We start from the raw sequence: 24289 nt of genomic DNA on the forward strand, positions 1-24289 counted from the left end.
CGCTCCCACGATAATTTTCTTACCCTCATTTGTGGAGGAAAAAATTATCGCGAGCAACTGTCTTGGTTGGGTGGTCGGGGGCGGCGAAGGATCGAAGAAGAGTTCTAGTGTGAAGGTATACTCCGCCATCGCCGGCCACCGAGCGCAATAGCGGGCCTGATCTTCGCGGGCAGCCTCATATTCGTAACCGCCGTGCTCAAAAAGATCTGAAGCAAGAGACTCGCGCGCGTTGAGCTATCAAGGTCTGGAATGAAGAGCCGGGCTTCGCTGCGAATTGCCCGCCCTGTCACCCACGCCCCCAGGAGAGGAGCCGCAGCGCGTTCAGGGTCACCAGCACGGTGGCGCCGGTGTCGGCCAAAATCGCGGGCCACAGCCCGGTGATGCCGGCAATGGTGGTGACGAGGAATACCGCCTTCAGCCCCAGCGAGATGGCGATGTTCTGGTGAATGTTGCCCATGGTGCGCCGGGACAGGGCGATCATGGAGGCAACGTCCTTCACCCGGCCATGGAGGGCGGCGGCATCCGCCGTTTCCAGCGCCACGTCGGTGCCGCCGCCCATGGCGATGCCGATGTCGGCGGCGGCCAGCGCCGGGGCGTCGTTGATGCCGTCGCCCACCTTGGCCACCACCGCGCCTTCTTGCTGCAGCTCGCCGACGATGCGCAGCTTGTCCTGCGGCAGCAGCTCGGCACGCACCTCGATGCCCAGCTGCCGGCCGATAGCCTCCGCCGTGCGCCGGTTGTCGCCGGTGAGCATCAGCGTGCGGATGCCCTCCCGCTTCAGCGCGGCAAGGCCCTCGGGGGCGTCGGGGCGGGGCTCGTCGCGCATGGCGATGGCCCCGGCGATGGCGCCGTCGGCCACCAGCAGGGACACGGTCTTGCCGGCGTCGTTCAATGCCGCGATCCGGTCGGCCTGCTCTTGCGACAGGGCCGCGCGCGCGGCGGCGGCCTGGGGCGAGCCGAGGAACACCTCGCGTCCTTCCACCTGCGCCGACACGCCCTTGCCGCCCAGCGCCTGCGCGGCTTCCGCCACGGGAATGGCGATGGCGTCCGCTGCCGCGCGATCAAGGATGGCCTTGGCGAGGGGGTGGCTCGAACCGGTCTCCAGCGCTGCCGCGAGGCGCAGCACCTCGGCGTCCGGCAGGGCGAAGGCGATCACGTCCGTCACTTGCGGCTTTCCTGCGGTGAGGGTGCCGGTCTTGTCGAAGCAGACGGTGGTGACCTTGCCCGCCGTCTCCAGCACGGCGCCGCCCTTCAGCAGCAGCCCGCGCCGCGCCCCGGCGGAGAGGCCGGCTGCGATGGCGGCCGGGGTCGAGATCACCAGCGCGCAGGGGCAGCCGATGAGGAGGATGGCAAGGCCCTTGTAGATCCAGGCATCCCACGCCCCGCCGAACAGCAGCGGCGGGATGACCGCCACCAGCGCCGCCACCACCACCACGCCGGGGGTGTAGTAGCGCGAGAAGCGATCGATGAGCCGCTCGGTGGGCGCGCGCTTTTCCTGCGCCTCCTCCACCAGCTTCACCACCCGGGCGATGGTGTTGTCCTCGGCGGTGGCGGTGACGCGCACGCGCAGCGCCGCCTCCCCGTTCACGGTGCCGGCGAAGACGGTGGCGTCGGGCCCCTTGCGCACCGGCACGCTCTCGCCGGTCACCGGGCTCTCGTCGATGCCGCTCTCGCCGGCGACGATGAGGCCGTCAGCGGAAATCCGGTCGCCGGGCCGCACCAGGATCACCTCGCCCACGACGAGGCTGGCGGCGGGCACCTCGACCGTGGCGCCGTCGCGCTCCACCAATGCGGTCTTTGGCACCAGCGCGGTGAGCGCGCGGATGCTGGCGCGCGCCCGGCCGGCGGCGACGCCTTCCAGCAATTCGCCCACCAGGAACAGGAACACCACCGCCGCCGCCTCCTCGGCCGCGCCGATGACCACGGCGCCCGCCGCTGCGATGGTCATCAGCATCTCGATGGTGAAGGGCATGCCGTTCGCGGCGGCCGCGATGGCGCGCCGGGCGATGGGCACGAGGCCCACCAGCATGGCGGCGAGGAACAGCCACGATTGCACCGCCGGGACGAAGGTCCCGATGCCGGAGGCCGCAACCAAAGCGAGGCCGCTCAGGAGGGTGAGGCGCGCCTTGCCGGTGGACCACCATCTGCCTTCGGCGGCGGGGACAGCACCATGGTCGTGGCCGCCGGTTTCGGCGTGGTCGTGCTTTGCGTGATCGTGGCCGGTGTGGTCGTGGCCCGCATGGTCGTGGTCGGAATGATCGTGCCCCGCGCAGCTCTCTCCATGGTCGTGTGCCTTGCGCTGCCCGCCGCCGGCCGCGAGCGGAGCGAGGGCGTAGCCCATGGGGGAAAGGCGCCCGGCGAGGGGCGCAAGGTCGGCGTCCGGGGCGTGGCGGATCACCAGCGTGCCGGCCGCCACCGAGACCTCGGCTTCCGCCACGCCGGCGATGCGCAGCGTGGTGCCCTCGATCTTCGCGGCGCAGGAGGCGCAGTCCATCCCGGTCACCCGGAACCGGCTTTGAACGAGAGGAGCGGTCATGATGCGGCCTTTCTTTGCGTCACGCTGCGGATCCTAGATGCTCTAGTCACTAGAGGAGCAAGCCCCAATGTCCGGCCCGTCGTCCGAAAATTTTCCCGACCTCCTGCCCATCGGCGCGGCGGCGCGCTTAAGCGGGGTGAAGGTGCCCACCATCCGCTTCTATGAGGAGATCGGCCTGATGCCGGCGCTGCCGCGCACCGAGGGCAACCGCCGCCTCTACAGCGCCACCCACCTGCAGCGGCTGGCCTTCATCCGCCATGCGTGCGAGCTGGGCTTTGACATCGAGGCTATCCGCACCCTGCTGACGCTGCAGGACCGGCCCGAGCAGTCGTGCGCGGCGGCGGACGAGATCGCCAGCGCGCGGCTGATCGAGGTGCGCAGCCGCATCGCCGCGCTAAGGGCGCTGGAGGCGGAGCTTCAACGCATGGTCGACGGCTGCGCCCACGGCCACGTGGCACAGTGCAGGGTGATCGAGACGCTTTCCGATCACGGACAATGTCAATTTCATAACGGCCAGGGCGAAAACCTTGGGATCGGCCGAAATTCAAGCGATCTCCCAAGCTTTTCGGGTACGCTGACGCAGCGCTTCCGAAAGACTTGACACATCGCGGCTCTTGGGGTCTCTCATGGTCCATGCTTCGCGTCTTGGCAAAAGTCCTCATGTCGATCACCGGTCCGGCGTTCCGCCGCGCCGTGTCGGTCGTCGTGGTGGCATGCCTTGTGGCCGGGCCGTTCGCAAGCGCACTGGCAGCGCATCACATCTTTGATGTGGACGGCGCTCTGGGAGAGTTGGCTGGGACCTCAGTTACGCTGACGGGCGTCGGTGTGTCGAGCACCGACCTGTCGCCCGTCGAGGCATCCGTTGCGGACCCCTCCCTCGCCGCTACGGATGCCAAGGTGTTCGGCGCCGCGCATGACCCGGCCCAGCCCCAGCCTGCCTCGGACCATGACTGCCATGGCTGCTCCATGGTGGTGCCATATACTCCGGCAGCAAGCGAGGCCCTGCGTCTGCCATCCACGTCGGAGGTAGCGCCCACGCGCCTGAGCGCCGGCCGCTCCGTTCCCGCAGACATCCGCCCCCCGCGCGCCTGATCCGACTTCTGCTCGCGCGCTGACGCCCCGCGTCGGCGATCCGCCATCAGACTTTGGATCAGATCATGTCGCCTCGTGCCCTCGCGCTTGCGCTTGGGGCAGCGCTCGCGCTGCTTCACGCGTCGCAGACGCGCGCCGAAACCGCCCGTCCGCTGACCCTCACAAGCGCCCTCGCCAGCGCCCTTGCCGCCAATCCGCGCCTCACGGCGGCGGAACGCGACATCGGCATCGCAGCCGGCCGCAATACCCAGGCCGGGGCCCTGCCCAACCCCAACCTCTCCCTAGAGGTGGACAATGCGGCGGGCTCGGGCTCCTACCAGGGGCTGGACCTTGCCGAGCAGACGATCCAGATCAGCCAACTGGTAGAGCTGGGCGGCAAGCGCGAGGCGCGGCTGGCGGCCGCCGGCGCCGGGGTCGGCGTGGCGCGCTGGGAGCGGGAGGCGATCCGCCTGCAGGTGCTGGCGGATACCGCCGCCGCCTTCGCCGCCGTGCTCGGGGCGCAGCAGCGCGCCCAGATTCTTGAGACGCAGGTGGCGGCGATCCAGCGGCTCGCTCCCTTGCTGCAGAACCGCGTCCAGGCCGGCGCTTCCTCCCCGGCCGAGATTTCCCGCGCCCGTGTCGCCGCCGATTTCGCCCGGGTGGAGCTGGACCGAGCCCGCGCTGCGCTCGGCACCGCGCGGCGGGAACTCGCGCTGCTCATGGGCCTTCAGGAGGCAAGGTTCGGGCGGGCGACCGGCAACCTGCTGAAGGTCAGCGCCCCCCCGCCACTGCCGGGGCTTGTCAAGCAGGCGCTGGGCAATCCGCAGCTCACCCGCTTCACCGCCCTGCGCGCCCAGCGGCAGGCGGACCTGCGCTCGGCACAGGCCAAGTCGGTGCCGGACGTGACCCTGGGGGTCGGCTACCGGCATTACAACGAGACCGCTGACAGCGGCATGCGCTTCTCATTGTCCATGCCGATCCCCCTGTTCGACCGCAATGACGGCGGCATCGCCGAGGCGAACGAACAGATGCTGCGGGCCGAAGCGGAGGAAGCCATCGCCCGCAATGCCCTCATCTCCCAGCTTGGCCGGGCCCATGACGGGATGAGGGCGGCCTTCGACGAAATAGCGCTATTGCGCGGCAGCACCATTCCAGGCGCGCGGACTGCCTTCGAGGGGGTAGAGACCGGCTATTCCGAAGGCCGCTACACGCTCCTGGAACTGCTTGACGCCCAGTCCACCCTCACCGACGCCGCCCTGCGCGAGCTCGATGCGCTGGTTTCGTTCCACACCGCACTCGCCACCCTCGAAGGGCTGACGGGTCGGCCGGTGAATCTCAACAAAGGAAAAGCCAAATGAGCCGCACGGCGCGACGCGACGTGGCGATGCTCCTCATCGGCCTGCTGGCCGGCGCGGGGGCGCTGTACGCATTCCAGGACCGCAACGCTCCCGTTTCGGGCAGCCTAGCCGCTGAGCGCGGACATGGTGCGGAGGGTGGGCATGGAGAAGAGGGAGGCGGACATGCCGAGGGCGGGGTGGAACTGGACGACACCAGGCTTGCTGCTGCCGGCATCGGCCTGGAGACGGCCAGCCCCGGGACGCTTCGCCAGAAGCTACGCCTAAATGGCTTGGTCCAGCCCAATCAGGAAAACGTGGTCCAGGTAACCCCGCGCTTTCCCGGCATCGTCCGGGAGATCCGCAAGCGGATCGGCGACAAGGTGGCCAAGGGCGACGTTCTCGCGGTCGTCGAAAGCAACCAGAGCCTCACCACCTACGACATGAAGGCGCCGATCTCCGGCACGGTGGTGGACCGGCAAGTCGGGCTTGGCGAATACGCCTCCGAACAGAAGCCGGCTTTCGTGGTGGCCGACCTTTCGACTCTATGGGTGGATCTCTCCGTCTATCGCCGCGATTTTCCACGGGTGCGTGCCGGCGATAAGGTCGCCATCGATCCGGAGGACGGTGGGCAGGTCATCGACGGCCGAGTGGCTTATGTCTCGCCCATCGGATCAGCCGACACCCAGACCGCGCTGGCGCGGGCGGTCATTCCCAACGACGGCATGCGGCTGCGGCCCGGCCTGTTCGCCGTGGGCACCATCACCCTGACTGAGAAGCCGGTGGATCTCGCGGTCCGAACCAGCGCGCTTCAGACCATCGACAACCGCACCGTCGTGTTCGTGCGCGACGGTGACGCGTTCGCCCCCCGCGATGTGGAGATCGGTGATCGCGATGCGGAATGGGCCGAGGTGCTGTTCGGGCTCATGCCCGGTGATGTCTACGCCGCGCGAAACAGCTTCGTGGTGAAGGCGGAACTCGCCAAAGGGAGCGCTAGCCATGAGCACTGAGGCGTCCCCCGGCGCGATGGACGACGGCCTGCGGCTCGTCACTGCCTTCATTCATCCTCATCTTGAAGGGCGCGTGGTGCGAGCCCTGCACGAGCTACCTGAATTCCCGGGATTTACCTTCACCGAAGCGCGCGGCCAAGGTCGCGGCCGCGGTGCCGGCGGCACCTATGTGGCGAGCGAATACGACCTCACCTACCAGCGCCATCTCCAGTTGCAGATCGTCTGCCGTGCCGGCGTCGTGGAGGCAGTGATCTCGACCCTCACGCGCGCTGGGTGGACCGGACACCGCGGTGACGGAGTGGTTTTCGTTACGCCGGTGGAGCGCTTCGCCCGCATCCGTGAGGCAGGCAAAGCTCAGGCTCAGGAGGGGGCGCGATGATCGACGCCATCCTCGCCTTCTCCATCCGCCAGCGTTGGCTGGTGGTCATGTTCTGCCTCGCCATCGGCGCCTTCGGGGCCTGGAACTTCACGCGCCTCCCCATCGACGCGGTGCCCGACATCACCAACGTGCAGGTGCAGATCAACACCTCGGCGCCCGGCTTCTCGCCGCTGGAGACCGAGCAGCGCATCACCTTTCCCATCGAGACCTCCATGGGCGGCCTGCCCGGCCTGCAATACACCCGCTCGCTGTCCCGCTATGGCCTCAGCCAGGTGACGGTCGTGTTCCGCGATGGCACCGACATCTACTTCGCCCGCCAGTTGGTGAACGAGCGCATCCAGCAGGCGAAGGACCAGCTTCCGCTGGGGGTGGAGACCGCCATGGGGCCGGTGTCCACGGGCCTTGGCGAGATCTACATGTACACGGTGGAGGCCAGGGACGGGGCGAAGAAGCCTGACGGCCAGCCCTTCAGCCCCACCGACCTACGCACCATCCAGGACTGGATCATCAAGCCGCAGTTGCGCACCGTGCCGGGGGTGGTGGAGGTGAACACCATCGGAGGTTTCGAGCGGCAGTTCCATGTGCTGCCCGATCCGGCGCGGTTGATGGCCAATCGCATTTCGTTCCGCGAGGTGATGACGGCGCTGGCCGCCAACAACGCCAACGTGGGCGCCGGCTATATCGAGCGCAACGGCGAGCAGTATCTGGTGCGCACGCCGGGCCAGGTGGCGGACGCCGCCGAGATCCGCGAGATCGTCATCGGCAGCCGGGGCGGCACGCCGCTGCGGATAGGCGATATTGCCGAGGTGCGCGAGGGGCGTGAGCTGCGCACCGGCGCGGCGACCCTGAACGGAGAAGAGGTGGTGCTGGGCACCACCATGCTCCTCATCGGCGAGAACAGTCGCACCGTGGCCCAGCGTGTCGCCGCGCGATTGGAGGAGATTTCCCGCTCGCTGCCGGAAGGCGTCATCGCCCGTGCCGTCTACGACCGCTCACACCTGGTGGAAGCCACCATCGCCACGGTGGAGAAGAACCTTCTGGAAGGCGCGCTGCTGGTGGTGGTGGTGCTGTTCGTGCTGCTCGGCAATTTCCGCGCGGCGCTGGTGACGGCCTTCGTCATTCCGCTCGCCATGCTCTTCACCATCACCGGCATGGTGGAGAACCGTGTCAGCGCCAACCTCATGAGCCTTGGTGCCATCGACTTCGGAATCATCATCGACGGGGCGGTCATCATCGTCGAGAACTGCCTACGCCTGCTGGCGGAAGAGCAGCATCGGCGCGGCCGGCTCCTGACCCGCGCCGAGCGGTTCGAGACCATCCTCGCCGGCTCCAAGGAGGTGATCCGGCCGAGCCTGTTCGGCACCATGATCATTGCCGTGGTCTACCTGCCGGTGCTCACCCTAACGGGGGTGGAGGGCAAGATGTTCACGCCCATGGCCATCACCGTCCTGATGGCGCTGGCCGGCGCGGCTCTGTTCTCCATGACCTTCATCCCGGCGGCCATCGCGCTGCTGGTAACGGGCAAGGTCTCCGAGCACGAGAACGTCATCATGCGCGGGGCGCGGCGCTTCTATACGCCGTTGCTCGATGCCGCCATCAACTACCGCGCCGTGGTGGCGGTGGCCGCGGCCGGCCTCGTGGTTGCGAGTGGCCTTGCCGCCTCCCGCATGGGCGGCGAGTTCATTCCGAGCCTCGACGAGGGCGATGCGGCGATCCAGGCGCTCAGGGTGCCGGGCACCAGCCTTACCCAGTCGCTGGAGATGCAGCAGGCGCTGGAGAAGAGCCTGCTGAAGGTGCCGGAAGTGAAGGAGGTGTTCGCCCGCACCGGTACGGCGGAAGTTGCCACCGACCCAATGCCGCCCTCCATCTCCGACGGTTACGTGATGCTGAAGCCACGCGCCGAATGGCCGGACCCCGGCAAGTCCAAGAGCGCGGTGATGACCGACATCGAGAAGGCGGCGGAGGGCGTGGCGGGGAGTAATTACGAACTCTCCCAGCCGATCCAGCTGCGCTTCAACGAGCTGATCTCCGGCATCCGCAGCGATGTGGGCGTCAAGATCTTCGGCGACGACCTCGACATGCTGCTGCAGGTGGCCGGGCAGGTGCAGAGCGTGCTCCAGGCGGTGCCGGGCGCCGCCGACGTGAAGACCGAGCAGGTCTCCGGCCTGCCCATGCTGACGGTCGCCCTCAATAGAGCGGCCATGGCCCGTTACGGGGTAAGCGTCGCCGACGTGCAGGAACTGGTGGAGATCGCGGTGGGCGGCCGCGAGGCCGGCGCCCTGTTCGAGGGCGATCGCCGCTTCGACATCGTGGTGCGCCTGCCGGAGGAATTGCGCACCGACATCGAGGCCCTGCGCGCGCTGCCGGTGCCGCTTCCCCCTGCGGCGAGCGATGAGGCCAAGCCAGTCCAGGCCGCTTGGGTCCCCGGATCTGGCGGGCAGATCCGCTACGTGCCGCTGTCCGCCATCGCCAACCTCACGGTCTCCCCTGGCCCGAACCAGATCAGCCGGGAGAACGGCAAAAGGCGCATCGTGGTGAGCGCCAACGTGCGCGACCGCGACCTCGGCTCCTTCGTCACCGACGCCCAGCGCCAGGTGGCAGATAAGGTGAAGCTGCCCGAAGGCTACTGGATCGGCTGGGGCGGCCAGTTCGAACAGCTGGTTTCGGCCACACAGCGCCTTGCCATCGTGGTGCCCATCGCGCTGTTGCTCATCTTCCTGCTGCTGTTCATGAGCTTCGGCTCGGTAGCGGATGCGCTGCTGGTGTTCTCCGGCGTGCCGCTGGCGCTCACGGGGGGCATCGCGGCGCTAATCTTGCGCGACCTGCCGCTCTCCATCAGCGCCGGCATCGGCTTCATCGCGCTCTCGGGCGTGGCGGTGCTGAACGGCCTCGTCATTATCGCCTTCATCCAGCGCCTGCGGGCGGAAGGGCGGGACGTGGTGACGGCGGTGCGCGACGGCGCCCTGACACGCCTGCGCCCGGTGCTGATGACGGCGCTGGTCGCTTCGCTCGGCTTCGTGCCAATGGCCATCGCCACCGGCCCGGGCGCGGAGGTGCAGCGGCCGCTCGCCACCGTGGTCATCGGCGGCATCATCTCCTCCACCATCCTCACCTTGCTCGTGCTGCCAGCGCTCTACGTGCTGTTCCGGCGCGAGACCAGGCCAGCGGCCTCCCCCGAGGCGCAGGCCGAAGCCCCATCCCCCTAGCCCCAAAATCGGAGAAAGACCCGTGCTTAAGAGCCTGATCGTCGCTTTCAGCCTGCTTGCCGCTGGGCCCGCCCTCGCCCAGCATGCCCATGGTGCGCAGAAGGGTCCCAATGGCGGCCCCTTGGAAGACGTCGCCGGCGTCCATGCCGAACTTGTCGTCTCGGGCGAGACCTTGACCTTCCACGTAGTCGATGAGGCAGGCAAGCCGGTCGATACCGCCGGCTTTACCGGTTCTGCCATGCTGGCCTCCGGCGCCGATCGCAAGACTATCCAGCTTACCGCAGGCGGTCAGACCCTGGCCGGCAAGGCGCCCTCAACCATCGTCAAGGGCACGGCGGTCACGCTGCTCATTAAAACCCCGGCCGGCAAGTCCGGTCAGGCCAAGTTCACCACCCCATAAGGAAGTGTGTCATGAAAAGTACTGTGTGGAACTACGTTGCCCGCGGCACCTTGTGCGTGCTCGTGTTCGGCATCGCGTCGCCGGCACTGGCACTCGATCCGCGACCGAAGACATATCGTGAGAAGCAGAGGCACGATTTTCGAGACGTCCAACTCGGGGTTACTCACCCGTTGCCCCATGGTCGCAGCACATCTATCCGTTCCGGCCAGACGCGCGATGTTCCGTCCGAGCAACGCACTATGGAATCCAGCCGGTGAATTCAATATTCGGTCGTTTCGATCAAGAGGGAGAGGCGGTGTGAGAGGCTTTCTCCGAAGCATTTTGCTAAGTCTCATGCTGATCGTAGTCTTGTGTATTCCGGGGTATTCCTGGAACGCGAGCGCGATGTCATTAGAAGCGAGCGCATTAACGGATGAAAACCACCATCAGAGTGACGAAGACACCCGCAATCCGGCCTGCGCTGCGGTGCGGTGCGAGTGCCACGCTTGCCCGCACGTCTCCCCCTTCGATGAAGGTGCGTCGTCGGGGCCCCCAGGGTGGAGAGTGTGCGGGCAATGGGCGAACGAGACCCGTAGTGGTGTCGGCCTAGGCGTAGAAATCCCCCCTCCTCGCTACGCGAATGTTGAAAACAAATGAAATAAATCAAGTTTAATTCGACATTCGAGGTTAAATCATGAAGATTTATGTCGTTGCTCTTAGTTTCATCCTCCCTCCGCTTACGGCTTTCGCAGAGCCGTATCCGTCGACGCTCGGCGTGGAGGAGCAAGAGCGACATGAATTCCTTGACGTGCAGCAGGAAAGTTATCCCGGCGGCCGTCTTTCTGGGACAACGAGCGGCTCGCCTAAGGTGCAGATGAGCCGCCCTCAGGCGCCTACCCCAGGGACCTTCATTCCCTCGCCCTCGCCGTGGCTTAACGATCGCGCGGTGCGCTAAGCCGAGTCATTAAGAAGGAAGAGGGACGAATATTCGCCCCTCTTCATCCATTTAAATTCCAATTTTTGGAGGTAAAATCATGAATAAGGCGATTTTTACAGCGTGCATTTGCATCGCGTTAAATAGCATTTGCATCGGAGCGGCTTTCGCCGCGGGCACGCAATTCACCCCATTTTATCTGCCTGCGCAAACTTCACAAACGTCGGCAATAGGCTGTGAACATTCAAATGTCGGAGAGCATAAATTGTTTTGTGCAAAGAATAAATCTTCATGTTACGACAAAAATAGGTCTTTCAGGCCGCACGAGCTTACTCATTGCAAAATTCAATATGATCAATGCATGCGAGCTTGGGACTAACGCAATGATACAAATAGTGAAAGAAAAATTATCTATATGTGCATTTGTCGCATGTATTTATATGTTATGCATCGATATCAGATTCGCTAATGGAAACGAAATATTGGAAACAATATTGACTAGATCTTTTTTTATACAGAATATTACAATATATTGCTCTCAGTTTATACCAGATGTAACCGAGAGGTCGTCAGGAAAATATGGTGATATATCTCGATTGACCTATCATATACGCCAAGAGGTGGTTGGTGAGTTGCCCGCTGACCAATCGATCTTTGTAGTCCGCCGTTCAGCTGACATGGCGCGAGCGGGTGCGCTGCAGGCAATTCGGCAACTTTATGAATTCGACCGAGATCGTGAGCAAGCACGTATCGTAGAGTGGTGCGAACAGTCCGCGGCAGTCGAGATTGCCGAATACGTCCGCGACCATGATGGAAGACACGATGAATTCGTTGCAATCATTGCTGCAGCCAAGAAGGGCGGCGATAGATCCAAGTCAGAATTAAAACCCTAAGGTGTCTTTATTGTCAGATGTCGGGTTGGGCGATGCTGGTGAATCTGGGGAGCTTACAAAGATGATCGAGAAGCTTCGACTGGACATTCCAATCCTTCTGCCAAACGTGCCCGACGCTGTAGACTCCTGTGTGAGTCGGCTCGTTTCGGAGCTTCAGGAGCGCGCGGGCATTGAGTATGTGCACGTCGCTGGCGGCGAGTCGGCGCAGCTCTGCCTCCACTATGACCCGACGGTAATCGGCTTACCTCGCATCCGGGAACTTGCCCAAAGCGTTGGCGCGCAGATTACCGAGCGGTTCGGTCACGCGATTTGGCAGGTGGAAGGGATCACCCATGAACGGCGTGCGCGCACCGTTGCCGAGAAACTGCGTAAGCTTTCCGGGGTATTGGAGGCCGAAGCCAGTGCATCTGGTCTCGTACGCGTCGAATTCGACCGCGAGGCGGTAACAGAGCAGGAAATCCGAAACGCCCTCGTTCAAATGGGGGCTATCGCCGCGAGGGATGCGGCCGCGCTACGGCTGGATAGGCTGCCCTCTCACGCTTGATATGATCATCGGTCAGTCATGTTTACGCATGCCAGGTCAGAACATAAGGACGGAAAAGGGGAGCACGATCATGCCCATGGCAGGATCCTCGGACCGAACACTGAGCTAATCTTCTCTCTTGCCTGCGGCGCGCTGCTCGTCGTCGGTTTTGCCATCGAGAAGCTATTACCGGCCGCACCCGGCTGGCTGCCTATCGTGTGTTTCGTTGGAGCATATTTCTTTGGCGGCTTCTACACGGTCCGCGAAGCGATAGACAATCTGCGCCTGCGCAGGTTCGAGATCGATACGCTGATGCTGGTAGCGGCTGCGGGCGCGGCTTCGCTTGGCGCATGGGCGGAAGGCGCGCTGCTGCTCTTCCTGTTCAGCCTAGGCCACGCATTGGAACACTATGCCATGGGCCGCGCCAAGCAGGCGATCGAGGCCCTGGCCAAGCTCGCTCCACGCACGGCCACGGTGCGCCGCGCTGATGGCACCTTGGAGGTTCCCGTGGAGGAACTTGTGATCGGCGACGTGGTGCTGGTCCGCCCTAACGAGCGTCTACCTGCCGACGGCTTCCTGGTGAAGGGCTCCTCCGCCATCGATCAGGCTCCTGTCACCGGCGAGAGTATCCCGGTGGACAAGCGCCCGGTTGACGACGTTGCTGAGGCACGGGCGCGGCCCGACACGGTTGGCTCTGCCTCGCGGGTCTTTGCGGGAACAATCAACGGTGCCGGCGCCATTGAGGTGGAGGCGACGCGCTTGTCGAGCGACACGGCGCTGGCAAAGGTCGTGAAAATGGTGAGCGAGGCGGAAACGCAGAAATCACCGACCCAGCGGTTCACTGAGACGTTCGAACGTATCTTCGTGCCCGTGGTACTGGCGCTCGCGATCCTCCTTCTGTTCGCCTGGGTGGTGGTGGACGAGCCATTCAGCTCAAGCTTCTATCGCGCCATGGCGGTACTGGTCGCCGCAAGCCCGTGCGCTTTAGCCATCGCTACACCGAGCGCGGTGTTGTCAGGCGTCGCGCGAGCGGCACGTGGCGGCGTGCTGGTGAAGGGCGGCGCGCCACTGGAGAATCTGGGCTCGCTGAGCGCTATCGCATTCGACAAGACGGGAACGCTGACGGAGGGCAAACCGCGTATCACCGACGTCTTGCCGGCCGACGGGGTTCCGGAACATGAGCTCCTCTCAGTAGCGGTTGCGGTAGAGGCGCTCAGCGATCACCCGCTAGCCGCCGCAATCGTTCGCGACGGGCGAGCCCGGCTGGGAGGACGAGAAATAGAGGAGGCGACTGAACTCAAAAGCCTCACCGGGCGAGGCGTGGTCGCTACATTTGCCGGGCAGCCGGTCTGGCTCGGGAAGGCCGAGATGTTTGGGCAAGACGGCATTACCCAGCTGAATCCAGCTGTGAAGGCGTCGATCGCGAAGCTGCGGGACGCCGGGCGCACTACGATGGCTGTGCGGATTGGTGAGCGAGATCTCGGAGCCATCGGCCTTATGGACACTCCGCGGGCTGCCGCTCGCGACGCGCTCAAGCGGCTGCGCGATCTTGGCATCACTCGGATGCTCATGATCTCGGGCGATCACCAGAAGGTGGCCGACGCCATCGCCAAAGATTTAGGACTAGACGAAGCTTGGGGCGACCTGCTCCCCGAGGACAAAGTTGCGGCGATTCAAAAGCTGAGGAAGGAAGCCAAGGTTGCGATGGTCGGCGATGGGGTCAATGATGCGCCGGCCATGGCGAACGCCACGGTCGGCATCGCTATGGGAGCCGCGGGTTCCGATGTGGCGCTAGAGACCGCAGACGTCGCACTCATGGCGGATGACCTGCGACATTTGCCGTTCGCGGTCGGACTAAGCCGCCGCACGCGCTTCATCATCCTTCAGAACGTGTTCATAAGCTTGGGTGTGGTGGCGTTGCTGGTTCCGGCGACGATATTTGGCCTCGGCATCGGCCCGGCCGTGGCGGCGCACGAGGGGTCCACGCTGGTGGTAGTGTTCAATGCACTACGTTTGCTTGGCTACCGCGATGGGCAGGCATGACGTGATAGTGAATGTAGAATCGCAACCTATCAAAAACAGCTCGGTGCGGGAATATGACATGAAGAAAACGTCAATTGCAATATTTGCTTGGATTATAATTTGTGTGTCTTTTACAGACTCTGCCTTTTCAGAGGTTGAACAGTCAACTAATTCTACTATTTCCGATTTGAGAGGGCAAGCCGTTAGTCATTTGAAGTTTATGTATGGTATGTATTTCGCGATTAGGGGATGTTTAGAAGCATATAATGATCAATCTGAACCTAATTTCAAGCCGACAGTTACTTTATCCGAGGCGCAGCAGGTTCTGCGTGCGGCGGATGCTGCTGCTAGATCAGTCGGCATCGATGTTGACAAGGCATGGCTTGAAATGAGCTCCATTGGACAAGCAGCGGGAGAAGCGCTTAAAATTAAGACAGACGATAATTTTAAAAAATGTCAACAAAGTGGAATGTTTTTCCGCACAGTTACATCTCGCCTTCAGATGACAATTCGTAAATTAGATGGAAATATTCCTATAATAAGAAAGGATTTTTGATATGTATAATTCTTCATAAATAACATAAATTTATCTGATTTGTTGAAATATATAGCTAATTTTAGTGATAACAAATTCGACTTGGCGCAGCAGATGGCACAAATCACGGTTCCTAAATTTTCATTCCTATGTCGTTTATATTATCAAAAATTATACTATCAATTTCTATCTAACATTTCATAAGTGTGGCATGAAATTTGAGGCGGGCGATGTGAATCCAGCTTAATGGTGACAATTCCGTCGCTTGGAATAGCGGAAGAAGGTCGTTGGGCGCGAACAGACAACGAGCTTACTTAGAAGGAGACTTTCATTAGCATGGTTTGGTCTAAATCATCTATTTTATGAAATGGCCGCGCCCTCTCTCGATCTAATCTCTAATGTCCAAGTTACTGATGGTAAAATATCTCAAAAATATGATGTATTATGTAAAAGTTATGCATTAATGTACGTTATAATCCGACGATATAATTTTAATATTTCGCATACTTGCACATAAAATACAAACATTTGATGCGTAATATTTGTGATATCATGTAATTCATACTGAATTATATGCCGTTATTGAAATGGAGAACGTTTCCAATGTCGAATAACAGTACGGAAATTGAAATCCGCTACCTCAGGTATTTAATCGCTGCTTCCGAATATGGAAGCTTTCGGAAGGCAGCAGCGGCACTCGGTGTGCAGGAGTCCTCCGTTAGTCGGCGGATCCGGGACATCGAGGATCAGGTCGGGGCCTCCCTGTTCTTGCGACACCCCGGGGGGATCAACCTGACCATAGCCGGACAACGCTTCCTGCATCGGGTCCGCCATGCGTTGGACCACATTCGCGACGCGGCGGCGGAGGTGGCCGCCATTGGTCGTGCCGAGGACGGATACGTCAAAGTGGGACTATTTTCTTCACTTTCATCGGGTTTTTTGTCGGACTTATTTCGAGAATATGACGCAAAATATGGATCTGTTCATATCGATTTCGTCGACGGCGAAGCACACGATCACATCAACTCCATTCGGAAATTTCAGCTTGATATTGCTTTTGTCATCGGATTGGGCGATTGGCCGGAATGCGATACAACTTATCTTTGGTCGGAACAGGTTCTTGTGGCATTGCCCGAAGGCCATCCGCTTTCCACCGAGGACGCGTTGACATGGCGAGATCTCAGTTCTGAAAAAATTCTTATCCGAGACACTGCGGCTGGGATGAGAATCCAAGACTATGTCATTCGCAAAATCCGGGAAGTCGAATGCGAGCCCCGTGTCGAGGCTCAGCGGGTTGGGCGATATAAGCTTCTCAATCTCGTCGCGTCCGGCCGCGGAATAACGTTGGTCATAGAATCCGAAAATTTGGTCAAGGTCCCCGGCGTTATCTATCGTTCTCTGCGCGGCGAGGTGCTCCAGTTCTATGCTGCATGGTCGCCGAAAAACGACAATCCCGCGTTTCGGACATTGCTCAGCCTTGCTCGATCGATGGCTCGCTCTTCAGCACCCCAGACGTCATCCCCCGTGCAGGATCTGGATGGGGTGCTTGCCGAGCCTTCGCGAAAACGCGATCTGTCGCGATGAAGCGCTCCAGCATGGGCGCGATCAGCCTGACGGGATCGGTGATCGGATTCCCCGTCTCGCCACCCAGCACCTGCGCATAGGCGACAAGATCGCGGTGCAGCTTCGCTGGCAGTTCCACGGTCACCTTCACCGGCTTGTCGTCGAGGATCTCGCTGAGCTTCAGCTTCGGCATTTCAACCTCCATAGGATTCAAGAACGAGGTCGCGCGTGACGATGATCCGCACCGGGAATCCCGGCCGGATCGTGAGGGTCGGCGCAATGTTGAGCTGGCGCTGGACGAGCTGCCGGCCGGTCTGGCTGATGCTGTCGGATGCGCCTTCCCGCAAAGCACTCACGAGGTCGCTATCGCTGCCGGACGTTCCTGCGCTCGCCCCGACGCTGAGGATGGTCGAGAGCACCGCCGCCTTGAACAGCTCGCCCCAATGGTAGTCGATGCCATCCTCAAGGCCAGCGTAGCCTTCCGCGTCGGCTCCGGTCTGGCGCTCCAGCACGATGGACCGGCCATTGGGGAAGATCAGGCGGTTCCAGACGAGGAGCACCCGGCGCTGCCCGAAGCCGACGCCATTGTCATACTGGCCAATGATGCGGGTGCCCTGGGGGATCAGGAGGATCCGCCCGGTCGGGCTATCGTGGACATTCTCGGTCACCTGGGCGGTGATCTGGCCCGGCAGGTCCGAGCGGATGCCGGTGATCAGCGCCGCGGGGATGACGGCGCCGGCCTGCAGGATGTTGGCGGAGGCAGGAGCCGCCACGCGGTCGGGCGACACGGTGCGCCGGTCCACGGCCTGGCTCAGGAAGGCAAGCTGGCGCTCCTGGGCCGTCGGCGTCGCCGCCTGCGGCGCAAGGCCGAGGCTGGTGAGATCGGCGGCCGGCGCCGCTGACGCTGAAGTGACTCCCGCCTGCTGGGTCACCGCCGGGCTTGCCGACCGGGTATTGGTCTGAGCGAACAGCCGTCCGGTCCGGGCGTCTTCGCTTTCCCGCTGCTGGCGTTGCTCCTCGGGGCTCAAGGCGGGATTTGGCATGCCTCCCATTGTCGGCACCGTCGGCTGCACTGCCGTCTGCGCATTGAGGATCGGCCGGCCGAGGTCGCCGGGCAGCGGAGGCCCGAGCTTGGGGATGCCGGTGTAATCCTTGGGTAGGCCGGCGAGCCCGTCCGGCGTCGCATTGACGTCGGTGGCGTAGAGTTCCTGGCCGTGTCCGTGGTCCTTTCGCGCTTGCAGGGCGTAGATCAGCGCCCCGCCGATCCCAAGGCCGGCAACGAGCCCCAGCCCGGCTAATACCTTTCGGGACAGGCGGGTCACCCGCGGCGGTTCCGGCCGCAGCCGCATGGCCGACACAGTCTCCCCCGTCAGTGGCCGAGCGCCGTCATCACCGCTCAGCTCCGGCCCTGTCTCCTTCCCGGGTTCGATGCCGCTCATAGGACCGGCCTCCCGTCGGTGCGGGAGATGCGCACGCGCTTCTGGTCCTTGTCGGCGCCGAAGCGCAGCTCGGCGGCTGCGAAGAGCCGGTCCACGATCATATAGGTGCCGCGCACGCGATAGTTCACGAGTTCGGAGGTGTCGCCTTGCGGCCCGACCACGAACAGCGGCGGCATCTCGCCATGGGCGATCCCGCGGGGAAACTCGATGAAGACCTGCTGCCCATCATCGAAGGCGCGCAGCGGCCGCCACGGTGCCCGGTCGCCGCTCACCTCGTAGCGGAAGTTCACCTTTGCCAGGTCGATGCCCGTGGCGACGGGCTGCACCGCCTGCGCTTCCGCGTTCTGGCGCCTGAGGGCGATGAGCTGGTCTTGGGGATATTGCCAGGAGACCGAGGCCATGTAGGTCTTCTCGGTGGAGCGCAGCTCCATGTGGTAGGTGCGCAAATTGGTGTTGATGACGAGGTTGGTGGTGAGGTCCGGCCGTGTCGGTTTCACCAGGATGTGGACTTGCTTTGCCCCGCCCGCCCCGCTCTCGGTGTCGCCGATGATCCAGCGCACCGTGTCGCCGGCAGCGACCGGCCCCGTGCCCACCAGTTGCTCGCCGGGTTGCAGGGCGACGTCGGTGATCTGACCGGGCGAAGCGTAGACCTGATAGAGCGCGCCATCCACGAAGGGATAGACCTGCATGGAGTTGATGAAGCCGTTGCGCACCGGCTGAACGCGCGCGGCAGCATTGGCCTGGTTCACTCGGGCCGTCGGGTCCGCGGACTCGGGCTCGGCCTTGCCGTCCTTGCCCACCGGCTTCAGCTGGCCGGGCAGCGGCAAGGGCTTCGGCAGCTCAACGATGCGCACCGGCCCCGGCGGCTCAGCCTTGAAGACGGCGGGCGGGGCATCGTCATATTCGATCTCCGGGGGCTTCTCGAAGGTGGCGCAGCCCGCCAGGGCCGATGTGCAAAGCAGGAGAAGCGGCAAGCCGGACTTCCGGAAAGACGGAAAGGAGAGGACGCGGAAAGCCGGCCTCCCGGATGTGCGGATGGCAGGCATCATTGTGCGAGTTCCTTCGACCAGTTGATGGCGTTGACGTAGATCCCCAGCGGATTGGCCCGGAGCCGATCCGCATCCCGCGGCGCCTGCACCGCGACGGTGAGGATGGCGCTCCAGCGGGAGGTGTCGGCGAGGCTGCCGTCCTGGAAGCGGCGCTCGGTCCAGGCGATGCGGAAGGAGTCCGGCGAGGCCCGGATCACGCTGGAGACCTCCACCGCCACCTGCTGCTTGCCGACCCGGGCGAAAGGATCATTGGCGCGGGCATAGTCGTTGAGGGCGATTGCTCCGGCCAGGGTCGTGTAGGCGTAGGCCCTGAGCCAGTTCTGGCGGACGATCACGGGATCGGCAGAGATGCTGCGGACCTCTTCAATGAAGCGGGCGAGGTGGAAGGCGATCTGGGGATCGGAGGGGCGATAGTCCGAGGCGGCCGGCGCGACCGCCTGCGCCTGACCGAGCTTGTCCACCTGAACCACCCACGGAACCACCGAGCCGCTCAGGGCCTGCCACGCCAGGGCGCAGGAGAGGCCGGCCGACAGGGCGAGGCAGCCGAAGGCCATGAGGCGCCAGTTCTTCGCCTGGACCCGGGCCGAGCCGATGCGGTCATCCCAGACCTGGGCCGCGCGCTGATACGGCGTCTCAGGCTCGGGGGAGCGGCCGTAATGGACCGACGGGCGCTTGAAGGGGGTCATGGGCGATCGCTTTCGGAGAGGGAGATGGACGACCCGCCGCCATGGCTGTCGCCGGATCGGACGGCATGGGTCGCGGTCTGGATGCCGTGGGCGACCTGCTGGGAGCGGCGCATGCGCCGGGCCCAATCGGGGGCATCGCCGGAGGAGGCCGGGTTGCTCGACGGGGCTGGGCCGGAGCTGCTGGCCGCCGCTTCGCCTGATGTGTCGGCCGAGCGCTGCAAGGGAGATGTCGCGGCCGCGCCGGCTGCTCTCGCCACGCCACCCAAACCGCTCCCGACACCGGAAAGGCCGGACTGGCCAGCGGCTCCCGCGCTGTAGGCGGATGCAGCACCCCCGGCGAGGCTCGCGCCCGCACGCGCCGCAGCGGCGGCTCCCGAGAACACGGCACCGGCTCCACGCACGGCAAGGCCCGCGGCGCCGGCTCCGGCGAGTGCCATGCCGCCGGCGGCAAGGCCCGTACCCACGGCGGCTCCGGCGCCGAGCTGCGGCGCGCCCGTGATCAGTCCCGTGGCGATTCCCGGCCCGAAGATGCCGAGCCCGAGGAGCGCGAGCGCGGCCAGCACCGCGGCTAGCGCCTGGCTGATGGTGGGCTGGGCATCGCCGTAGGAGGTGGTGAACTGGGAGAAGAGCCCCGAGCCGATGCCGATGATGACAGCGAGCACCATCACCTTCACGCCCGACGCCACGATGTTGCCGAGCACCTTCTCGGCGAGGAACGCGGTCTTGCCGAAGAAAGCGAAGGGGATGAGCACAAAGCCGGCGAGCGTCGTCAGCTTGAACTCGATGAGGGTGACGAAGAGCTGCACCGCCAGGATGAAGAAGGCGATCAGGATCAGCAGCCAGGAGACCAGCAGCACGGCGATCTGCACGGCATTGACGAAGATCGCCACCGGCCCGGCGAGCTGGCTTGCGGCGTCGAGCAGCGGCTGGGCGGCGGTGAGCCCCACTTCCGCAAGTCGCCCCGGCCGCAGGAATTCCGCCGTGCTGATGGCGGAGCCGCCGGCCTTGAGGCCGAGCCCGGCGAAGCTCTCGAACACGATCTTCGAGAGCGAGTTGAAGTTGCCGATGATCCAGGCGAAGAAGCCGATGGCGAGGGTTTTGCGCACCAGCCGGCGCATCACGTCCTCGTCGGCGCCCCAGGCCCAGAACAGGCCGGCGAGCGTGATGTCGAGTGCGATCAGGATGGAGGAGAGGCCCGTCACCTCGCCCTTGATCAGGCCGAAGCCGGAATCGATGTAGCTGGTGAAGGTGTTGAGGAAGGTGTCGATGACGCCCACGTCGTTCATGGCGTTGCTCCTTCCACGGGCTTGCCGAAGAAGCGGCGGCGGTTCGCCTCCCAGAGCGCGGCGCAGCGCGGATCGATGGGATTGGCCATCTCCAGCGTGGCGCAGCTCTTGAGGTCGGCCGAGGAGACGTTCCCTGCCTTCACGCTGCTGATAGTGACAGTCGGCTCGTGAGGCCTGCCTGAGGCGATGGCGAGGGCTGCGATCACCGCGCCCACAAGGCCGGCGACGACGAGGGTCCTGAGTGCAGTGCCCTGATCCATGGCCGCCCCTCAATTGCCGCGGAACATGGTGACGGCGGAGGACTGGTAGCTCGACCGGGTGGAGAAGCGCCGGTAGTGCTCCTGCCCCTCAGACACCGCCGTGGCACGCTCAGCTTCGGACAGCGCCTGCGCCCGGCCATTGGCGACCACCACCGCGGTGAGATCGGAGAGCTGCTGCGCCTGGAGCGCCTGGAGCTGGTTCCCTGCCTGCATGGCCTGCAACGCGCCGGTCGCCGCCTGGCTCTGGCCGACCAGTGTTGAGGCCTGGGTCCGGCCAATGTCGAGATTGCCGACGACGCCCGCCTGCACCCGCAGCGCATCCTGAAGACCGGCGACCGTGGTCTCCCAGCGGGTCTTAGCCTGGGTGACAAGAGCAGCGTCCGAGGTGCTCAGGGAAACCGAGCCGTACTGACCTTGGAACGCCCGGTCGATGGCGCCGACGTCATAAGCGATCTTCTGCGCCTGCCCGAGCAACTGCTGGGTCTGCTGGGCGGATTGCTGGAGCGCGCTGAGGGAGGAATACGGCAGGCTTGCGAGGTTGCGGGCCTGGTTGATCAGCATCTGTGCTTCATTCTGAAGCGAGGTGATCTGGTTGGTGACCTGCTGCAAGGCCCGCGCCGCCTGGAGGACGTTCTGGGCATAGTTGGAGGGGTCAAAGACCACGGCCTGTGCCGCGGCCGGCGCGAGAGGGCACATGAGGAGCGGCGCAGCGACGAGCGCCGCCCGCAGCATCAGGCGGATCATGAGCGTGTCTCCAGAAGGTCGAGGGTGGGGATGAGGTCGGCGGCCCAGCCGAGGCCCCGATGCCGTAGCCAGGCGGCGAGGAAACCATCGCGCCCATGCTCGGCGAGGATCAGCGAGAGCGCAGCCTGATCGGTCTTGGACCCGGCGGCGCACAAGGCGAGCGCCACCTGCGACAGCCCGAGCTCGAACAGGCGGCTGCCGCGTCGGGACTGGCAGTAATAGTCCCGCTTCGGGGTGGCCCGTGCGAGGATCTCGATCTGCCGGTCGTTGAGGCCGAAGCGCCGGTAGATGGCGGTGATCTGGGGCTCGACGGCCCGCTCGTTGGGGAGCAGCAGCCGCGTCTGGCAGCTCTCGATGATGGCCGGGGCGATGGCCGAGCCGTCGATGTCGGAGAGGGACTGCGTGGCGAAGACGACGCTGGCGTTCTTCTTCCGCAGCGTCTTAAGCCACTCGCGGAGCTGGCCGGCAAAGCCCTGGTCATCAAGGGCGAGCCATCCCTCATCGATGATGATGAGGGTCGGAGACCCGTTGAGCCGGTCCTCGATGCGGTGGAACAGATAGGACAGCACGGCCGGTGCCGCGGTGGTGCCGATCAGCCCTTCGGTCTCGAAGGCCTGGACGAAGGCCTGCCCCAGGTGCTCCGCCTCGGCATCGAGCAGCCGGCCATGGGCGCCACCGATACAATAGGGGCGTAGCGCCTGTTTGAGATCGTTGGACTGGAGCAGGACGGCGAGGCCGGTGAGGGTCCGTTCCTCGACGGGAGCGGAGGCAAGGGAGGTGAGGGTCGACCAGATGTGCTCCTTCACCTCCGGGGCGATGGAAACGCCCTCGCGGGAGAGGATCGCCGTGATCCAGTCGGCGGCCCATGAGCGTTCGGCGAGATCATCCACACGGGAAAGAGGCTGGAGCGCGACGCTGTCCTCGCTCCCATCGGACAGGCTCCCGCCGAGGTCGTGCCAGTCGCCGCCCATGGCGAGGGCGGCCGCCCGGATGCTGCCGCCGAAGTCGAAAGCGAACACCTGGGATCCAGCGTAGCGCCGGAACTGCAATGCCATCAGCGCCAGCAGCACCGACTTGCCGGCGCCCGTCGGCCCGATCACGAGGGTGTGGCCCACATCGCCAACGTGGAGGGAAAAACGGAACGGGGTCGCCCCCTCGGTCTTGCCGTAGAACAACGGCGGCCCGCCGAAATGCGCGTCCTGTGCCTCGCCCGCCCACACCGCCGACAGCGGGATCATATGGGCGAGGTTGAGGGTGGAAATGGGCGGTTGGCGGACATTGGCGTAGACGTGCCCCGGCAAGCTGCCGAGCCAGGCATCCACGGCATTGATCGTCTCGACCATGGCCGTGAAGTCCCGGCCCTGGATTGCCTTCTCCACCAGCCGGAGCTTCTCGTCAGCGATGCGGGGATCGGCGTCCCAGACGGTCACCGTCGCGGTAAGATAGGCGATGCCGGCATGGTCGGCGCCGAGCTCCTGCAAAGCGAGGTCGGCATCCACCGCCTTGTTGGCGGCATCTGAATCCACCAGTACCGAGGCCTCGTTGGTCATCACCTCCTTCAGGATGGCGGCGATGGACTTGCGCTTGGCGAACCACTGCCGGCGGATCCTGGTGAGGAGCCGGGTGGCGTCGGTTTTGTCGAGGAGAATGGCGCGGGTGGACCAGCGATAGGGAAAGGCGAGCCGGTTGAGGTCGTCGAGGATCCCCGGCGTCGTCGCCGTCGGGAAGCCGACGATGGTGAGGACGCGTAGATGCTCGGACCCCAGCATCGGCTCGAGCCCGCCGGTGAGCGGCTGGTCTGCCAGCAGGGCGTCGAGATACATGGGCGTCTCGGGAACGCGGACCCGCTGGCGCTTGGTCGAGACGCAACCGTGCAGATATGTGAGGGTCTCGGCATCGTCGAGCCAGCGGCACTCGGGCATGAAGGCCTCGACGAGCCGCAGGACTCGGTCCGTGCGGTCGACGAAGGCGCCGAGCGCCTCATAGGGATCGACGCCACCACGCGCGCGGCCTTCATAGAGCCAGCTCTCCGCCCGTGCAGCGTCCTCCGCCGGCGGCAGCCAGGTGAAGGTGAGGAAATAGCTGGATTCGAAATGGCTGCCGGCTTCCGCGAAGTCGGCCTTGCGCTCGGCTTCGACCAGCGCGGAGGCGGGATCGGGAAAGACACTCGCCGGATAGGCACCCGCCGGGTGTCGCTGGGCCTCCACAAAGAGTGCCCAGCCGGAGCCGAGGCGGCGAAAGGCGCTGTTGAGGCGACCCGCCGCCGCCACCAGTTCGGCCGGCACCGCGGAATCAAGGTCCGGCCCACGGAAGCGTGCCGTCCGCTGGACGCTGCCATCCTTGTTGAGGACGACGCCAGAGCCGACCAGTGCCGCCCAGGGCAGGTAGTCGGCGAGCCGGCTGGCGTGACGCCGGTATTCCGCGAGGTTCATCATGGTGC

Annotated in this window: 18 protein-coding genes and 2 pseudogenes; 11 read left to right on the forward strand and 9 right to left on the reverse strand. The window is 64.2% G+C overall.

Annotation, left to right across the window (positions count from 1 at the left end):
• Positions 1–286: 286 nt before the first annotated feature.
• Complete coding sequence (locus J2126_RS01020; protein ID WP_149577662.1) at positions 287–2536, reverse strand: heavy metal translocating P-type ATPase; 2250 nt, start codon at positions 2534–2536, stop codon at positions 287–289.
• Positions 2537–2603: 67 nt separating this feature from the next.
• Here J2126_RS01020 and J2126_RS01025 point away from each other — a divergent pair.
• From J2126_RS01025 to J2126_RS01075, 11 genes and pseudogenes are all read left to right on the forward strand, one after another.
• A pseudogene (locus J2126_RS01025) lies at positions 2604–3038 on the forward strand (MerR family transcriptional regulator); the annotation flags it as partial.
• A gap of 158 nt (positions 3039–3196) precedes the next feature.
• The gene (locus J2126_RS01030) at positions 3197–3628 is read left to right on the forward strand and encodes a hypothetical protein (RefSeq protein ID WP_149577664.1); all 432 of its coding nucleotides are present in this window, start codon (positions 3197–3199) and stop codon (positions 3626–3628) included.
• Positions 3629–3693: 65 nt separating this feature from the next.
• A complete protein-coding gene (locus J2126_RS01035; protein WP_149577665.1) occupies positions 3694–4965 on the forward strand; it encodes a TolC family protein in 1272 nt (423 codons plus the stop codon).
• On the forward strand, positions 4962–5951 hold the full coding sequence (gene ihpB, locus J2126_RS01040) for a divalent metal ion exporter adaptor subunit IhpB (RefSeq protein ID WP_149577666.1): 990 nt from the start codon (positions 4962–4964) through the stop codon (positions 5949–5951). Before J2126_RS01035 ends, ihpB begins: the two co-directional genes overlap by 4 nt.
• A complete protein-coding gene (locus tag J2126_RS01045) occupies positions 5941–6330 on the forward strand; it encodes a P-II family nitrogen regulator (protein ID WP_149577667.1) in 390 nt (129 codons plus the stop codon). Before ihpB ends, J2126_RS01045 begins: the two co-directional genes overlap by 11 nt.
• A complete protein-coding gene (locus J2126_RS01050) occupies positions 6327–9536 on the forward strand; it encodes an efflux RND transporter permease subunit (protein WP_149577668.1) in 3210 nt (1069 codons plus the stop codon). Before J2126_RS01045 ends, J2126_RS01050 begins: the two co-directional genes overlap by 4 nt.
• A gap of 22 nt (positions 9537–9558) precedes the next feature.
• A complete protein-coding gene (locus J2126_RS01055) occupies positions 9559–9936 on the forward strand; it encodes a hypothetical protein (RefSeq protein ID WP_149577669.1) in 378 nt (125 codons plus the stop codon).
• Positions 9937–11097: 1161 nt separating this feature from the next.
• The gene (locus J2126_RS01060) at positions 11098–11742 is read left to right on the forward strand and encodes a hypothetical protein (protein ID WP_149577670.1); all 645 of its coding nucleotides are present in this window, start codon (positions 11098–11100) and stop codon (positions 11740–11742) included.
• 61 nt (positions 11743–11803) lie between these two features.
• A pseudogene (locus J2126_RS01065) lies at positions 11804–14308 on the forward strand (heavy metal translocating P-type ATPase).
• Positions 14309–14366: 58 nt separating this feature from the next.
• Complete coding sequence (locus tag J2126_RS01070) at positions 14367–14843, forward strand: hypothetical protein (protein WP_188079577.1); 477 nt, start codon at positions 14367–14369, stop codon at positions 14841–14843.
• 582 nt (positions 14844–15425) lie between these two features.
• Positions 15426–16406: a LysR family transcriptional regulator gene (locus tag J2126_RS01075; protein ID WP_149577671.1), complete on the forward strand. Its 981-nt coding sequence runs from the start codon at positions 15426–15428 to the stop codon at positions 16404–16406.
• Here J2126_RS01075 and J2126_RS01080 read toward each other — a convergent pair.
• From J2126_RS01080 to trbE, 8 genes are read right to left on the reverse strand one after another with little or no spacing between them, the layout of a single operon-like run.
• Positions 16294–16578 carry a DUF2274 domain-containing protein gene (locus tag J2126_RS01080; RefSeq protein WP_138397510.1) on the reverse strand — a complete coding sequence of 95 codons (285 nt, stop codon included), beginning with the start codon at positions 16576–16578 and terminating at the stop codon, positions 16294–16296. The genes J2126_RS01075 and J2126_RS01080 overlap by 113 nt on opposite strands.
• 1 nt (position 16579) lies before the next feature.
• The gene (locus tag J2126_RS01085; RefSeq protein WP_209483273.1) at positions 16580–17824 is read right to left on the reverse strand and encodes a TrbI/VirB10 family protein; all 1245 of its coding nucleotides are present in this window, start codon (positions 17822–17824) and stop codon (positions 16580–16582) included.
• Entirely contained in the window at positions 17821–18873 is a 1053-nt protein-coding gene (gene trbG, locus J2126_RS01090) for a P-type conjugative transfer protein TrbG (RefSeq protein ID WP_012115963.1), read from the reverse strand. Before trbG ends, J2126_RS01085 begins: the two co-directional genes overlap by 4 nt.
• Entirely contained in the window at positions 18870–19559 is a 690-nt protein-coding gene (gene trbF, locus J2126_RS01095; RefSeq protein WP_012115964.1) for a conjugal transfer protein TrbF, read from the reverse strand. Before trbF ends, trbG begins: the two co-directional genes overlap by 4 nt.
• The gene (gene trbL, locus J2126_RS01100) at positions 19556–20845 is read right to left on the reverse strand and encodes a P-type conjugative transfer protein TrbL (protein WP_012115965.1); all 1290 of its coding nucleotides are present in this window, start codon (positions 20843–20845) and stop codon (positions 19556–19558) included. Before trbL ends, trbF begins: the two co-directional genes overlap by 4 nt.
• Complete coding sequence (gene trbK-alt, locus J2126_RS01105; RefSeq protein WP_012115966.1) at positions 20842–21105, reverse strand: putative entry exclusion protein TrbK-alt; 264 nt, start codon at positions 21103–21105, stop codon at positions 20842–20844. The genes trbL and trbK-alt overlap by 4 nt, the downstream gene beginning before the upstream one ends.
• Positions 21106–21114: 9 nt before the next feature.
• Positions 21115–21849 (reverse strand): P-type conjugative transfer protein TrbJ, encoded by a 735-nt coding sequence (gene trbJ, locus J2126_RS01110; protein WP_149577672.1) that lies wholly within the window; start codon positions 21847–21849, stop codon positions 21115–21117.
• Positions 21846–24284, reverse strand: a complete 2439-nt coding sequence (trbE, locus tag J2126_RS01115; protein WP_012115968.1) for a conjugal transfer protein TrbE — start codon at positions 24282–24284, stop codon at positions 21846–21848. Before trbE ends, trbJ begins: the two co-directional genes overlap by 4 nt.
• Positions 24285–24289: the final 5 nt, after the last annotated feature.

The organism is Xanthobacter flavus (genome assembly GCF_017875275.1).
In the GTDB taxonomy this organism is placed as follows: Bacteria; Pseudomonadota; Alphaproteobacteria; order Rhizobiales; family Xanthobacteraceae; genus Xanthobacter; species Xanthobacter flavus_A.